A 4,078-nucleotide genomic window follows, 5' to 3' on the forward strand; every position below is an offset into this window, starting at 1 on the left:
GGCCTGCTCGCCACCAGGTCGGCGGCGAGCAGGCCCACGGCGACGAGCCCGAGGAGCGCCACCGGCAGGCCCGGCAGCAGGCCCCGGCCGAACCGGGACAGCGTCTGCCGGGCCGTCGGCCAACTGCCGGTGGCGAGCCAGTCGTGCACGGCCGCGCTGGCGGTGCCGACCGAGGCGCCGGCGGTCAGCACCGGCAGCGCGGTGAGCACCGTCAGGATGCCGACCAGCGCCAGGTCGGCGGCGTCGCGGACGGTGTCCCGCCAGTCACGGCGCGGCGGGCGCCGATGGTCGTCGTCAGCCCTTGAGTCCACTGGTGTTGATCCCCTCGACGAGCATCCGTTGGAAGGCCACGAAGAACACGAAGACCGGCAGCAGGGACAGCACCGACATGGCGAACATCGGCCCCACCGCGCTCTGGCTGGTCGAGTCGATGAACAGGGTCAGCGCCACCGGCACCGTGTAGTCGCTCAGGCTGGACAGGAAGACCAGTTGCCGGAAGAAGTCGTTCCAGGTCCAGATGAACGAGAAGATCGCGGTGGTGACCAGCGCGGGCCGGCTCAGCGGCAGGATGACGTGCCGGAAGATGCCGAACGCGTTGGCGCCGTCGATCCGGGCGGCCTCGTCCAGTTCGCGCGGGATGCTCCGCATGAACTGCACCATCAGGAAGACGAAGAACGCCTCGGTGGCCAGGAACTGCGGGATCAGCAGGGGTAGGTACGGCCAGTCGCCGCCGACCAGGCCGAGGCTGCGGAACAGGATGTACTGCGGCACGATCAGCACGTGACCCGGTAGCAGCAGGGTGCCGATCATGACGGCGAACCACATCCCGCGCAGCCGGAACTTCAGCCGGGCGAAGGCGTACGCGGCCAGCAGGCAGCTCACCCCGTTGCCGACCACGGTCAGCAGGCTGACCATGGCGCTGTTGAAGAAGAACCGGCCGAAGCTGACGTCGAAGTTGCTCCACCCGTTGGTGTAGTTGCCCGGGGTGAACGTCTCCGGCAGCAGCCCGATGTTGTTGACGATCTCCTGCTGCGACTTGAACGACGTGCCGATCATCCAGATCAGCGGGTAGAGCACCACCGCGACGATGGCCAGCAGCACGATCAGCCGCAGCCAGGAGCGGCTGCGCGGGCGTTGCGGGCGGGTCGCCACGGGTGGCGCCACGGTGCTCGCCACCATCAGCGGTCCTCCCCGTCGGAGTAGTGCACCCAGAACCGGCCGGTGCTGAAGAAGACGACCGTGATGAGGGCGATGGCGATCAGGAACACCCAGGCCATCGCGGAGGCATAGCCCATCTCCAGGTCGGTGAAGCCGGTGATGTAGAGGTTCAGCGTGTACATCAGGGTCGAGTCGACCGGCCCGCCGGTGCCGTTGCTGAGCACGAACGCGGCGGTGAAGCCCTGGAACCCGTTGATGGTCTCCAGCACCAGGTTGAAGAAGATCACCGGGGAGAGCATCGGCAGCGTCACGTTGACGAACTTCCGGAACGCGCCCGCACCGTCCACCGACGCGGCCTCGTACAGCTCGGTCGGCACCTGCTTGAGCCCGGCCAGGAAGATCACCATCGGTGCGCCGAACTGCCAGATGGCCAGCACCATCAGGGTCTCCAGGGCCCAGTCCGGGTCGTTGACCCAGGGCTTGCCCTCGATGCCGAACAGCGCCAGGAAGGAGTTGAACGCCCCCTCCCGGTTGAACATGTTCACCCAGACGATGGCCAGCGCCACGCTGCCGCCGAGCAGCGACGGCAGATAGAACAGACCCCGGAACAGCCCGACCCCGCGCCAGGCCCGGTTGAGCAGCAGCGCCACGCCGAGGGCGGCGGCCAGTTTCAGCGGTACGGCGATGAGCGCGAAGCTGAGCGTGACCCGGACCGAGTGCCACCACGACGGATCGCTGGTGAACATCCGTTCGTAGTTGGCCAGCCCGACCCACTCCACCTCGGACCAGGGGGTGAGGATGTCGTAGTTGGTGAAGCTGAGGTAGAGCGACAACAGCATGGGCATCGCCGTGATGGCCATCAGACCGATGAGCCAGGGCGACAGGAAGACGTAGCCGGCCAGACCTTCCCCGTGCCGGATCCGTCCGGTCCCGCGCCGGGTGGCGTCGGGCCGGACGGATCCGGTGCCGCGGCGGGTCGGGTCGGGCGCCGTGGTCAGGGCCACGAACTGCTCCTCTCCGGGTTTCGCGGCGCCGTCAGGAGGCGATCGCTGCCTTGCTGGCCTCGACGAACTGCGCCGCGGCCTCGGCGGGGGTGGCCCGCCCGTACTGGGCGTTCTCGGCGGCCTTGGTCAGTTCGGCGCGGACCTTGCTGTGGCCCTTGATCGGCACCTGCGGCGCCTCGCCGAACGTCTCGGCCAGCGTGTTCTCGACCTCGATGGACTGCTTCATCGCCGGGTCGGTGGTGTCGTCGCTGACCACGCGGCGCAGGTCCATGTTGGAGGGCAGACCCCGGTCGGTGCCGAGCAGCTTGACCGCCTCCGGGTCGTTGGCCAGGAAGTTGATCACGTCCACCGCGACGTCCGCGTTCTTGCTGCCCCGGAAGACCGACCAGTACATCGAGGCGCGGGCCCACTGGGCGCTCGGGTCACCCGGGTACGCGACGACGCCCAACTCGTCGGCGGTGTTCTTCTTCAGCTCCGGCATCTGGTTGACCCAGACCCAGGAGGTGCCCGACTTGCCGGTCACCACGAGCTGCTTGGTGATGTCGGTGGCGTTGCCCTCGTGGATGATGTCCGGGGTCGGGGTGGCGCCCCGGTCCCGCGCGCCCTTCCACAGCTCGAACCACCTGGTCACGTCCTCGGCGGTGAAGCCCAGGTCGGTGCCGGCGTAGAGGTCCTTGCCCTGCTGACGCAGCCAGACCCAGAACGCCTTGTAGTCGGCGCTCGGGTCCTGGGTGCCGGGGACACCGGCCTTCTTGCTGACCTGCTCGGCCCAGGCGATGTGCTCCTCCCAGCTCATCCCGGTGGTCGGCTCGGGCAGCCCGTTCTTGGTCAGCAGCGTCTTGTTGTAGACCAGTCCCTGGGTGTTCTCCCCGGCGGCCAGGCCGGCGAGCTTGCCGTCTACCTCGCCGTACTGGAGCAGGCTGGGCGGGAACTTGCTGGTGTCGAGGTCGCCCGAGTCCGCGTACTTCTTCAGGTCCAGGGTGGCGTTGCGGGCGGCGTACTCGGCGAGGAAGTTGTCGTCGATCTGGAAGATGTCCGGCGGGTTGCCACCGGCGGTGAGCGTGGCCAGCTTGTCGAAGTAGCCCTGGTTGGCCTGCCAGACCTTCTCGAACGTGACGTCCGGGTTCTTCGTGGTGTAGAGGTCGAGGGCCTGCTCGGTGAGCTGGGCCCGGGCGTCACCGCCCCACCAGAAGATGGAGAGCTTGACCTTGCCGTCGGAGCCGGCGTCGTCACCGCCGCAGGCGGCGGCCGCGCCGACCAGCGGCAGGGCCACGACCGCGGCGAGCATGCCGCGCAGCAACCGTCGGCGGAGCAGAGGGGTACGGTAGGTGCGCCCGTCGGACGCGTTCGCGGTGGGGTGCGTTGCGGGGTGCATGTGCGCTCACTCCTTGGCGTTAGGAGGCGACGACGTCACCGGCGGCCACGATCGGGCTGCCCGGGTCCGCACGGCGATGCGGGCCCGGGCCTACGGCAGTGGCGCCAGGACGTTCCCGGCCGGCGTATGGTCCCGGCCCGGTGGAGTCGCGGATGACCAACTCGGTCTGGAGCATTACCTGTGCGGTGGTACGACGGACGCCGACTGTCGCCCCGGCACCGCTGCCCCGGCTGGTACGCGGGAGATCGGTGTCCTGTTGCAGCAACATGTCGACTGCCGTCCGGCCGGCGGCCGCGGTCGGCGTGGCCACCGTCGTCAGTTTGGGGCGGGTGAGCCGGCTCAGGCTGATGTCGTCGACCCCGACGACACTGATCTCCTGCGGCACCCCGACCCCGAGTGCGTCGAGCCCCTCCAGGAGCCCGATCGCGATCAGGTCGTTGTAGGCGAGCACGGCGGTGACGCCGGCCCGGCGGACCGGCTCCGCCTGGGCGAGGCCGCCGTGTTCGGTGGGCGGGTTGGGGCCGAGCACGGTCATTTCCGC

At 69.1% G+C, this 4,078-nt stretch carries 4 protein-coding genes and 1 pseudogene; all 5 read right to left on the minus strand.

Going from position 1 to position 4,078, the window contains the following annotated elements; genetic code table 11:
• Positions 1-311: pseudogene (locus EYA84_RS27935) on the minus strand (hypothetical protein); the annotation flags it as partial.
• Positions 295-1,179 (minus strand): carbohydrate ABC transporter permease, encoded by an 885-nt coding sequence (locus tag EYA84_RS27940; protein ID WP_131056864.1) that lies wholly within the window; start codon positions 1,177-1,179, stop codon positions 295-297. The pseudogene EYA84_RS27935 and the gene EYA84_RS27940, both read right to left, overlap by 17 nt.
• Complete coding sequence (locus tag EYA84_RS27945; RefSeq protein ID WP_131056866.1) at positions 1,179-2,162, minus strand: carbohydrate ABC transporter permease; 984 nt, start codon at positions 2,160-2,162, stop codon at positions 1,179-1,181. The genes EYA84_RS27940 and EYA84_RS27945 overlap by 1 nt, the downstream gene beginning before the upstream one ends.
• A 31-nt stretch (positions 2,163-2,193) precedes the next feature.
• Positions 2,194-3,537: an ABC transporter substrate-binding protein gene (locus EYA84_RS27950; protein WP_131056868.1), complete on the minus strand. Its 1,344-nt coding sequence runs from the start codon at positions 3,535-3,537 to the stop codon at positions 2,194-2,196.
• A gap of 19 nt (positions 3,538-3,556) precedes the next feature.
• On the minus strand, positions 3,557-4,078 hold a 522-nt coding region (locus EYA84_RS27955; RefSeq protein ID WP_161595056.1), incomplete at its 5' end, for a substrate-binding domain-containing protein.

It is taken from the genome of Verrucosispora sp. SN26_14.1 (genome assembly GCF_004307965.1).
Lineage (GTDB): Bacteria > Actinomycetota > Actinomycetes > Mycobacteriales > Micromonosporaceae > Micromonospora.

Coding starts and splice junctions, on each gene's coding strand:
- EYA84_RS27940 (WP_131056864.1), bottom strand. CDS start 1,179: ATGGTGGCGAGCACCGTGGCGCCACCCGTGGCGACCCGCCCGCAACGC.
- EYA84_RS27950 (WP_131056868.1), bottom strand. CDS start 3,537: ATGCACCCCGCAACGCACCCCACCGCGAACGCGTCCGACGGGCGCACC.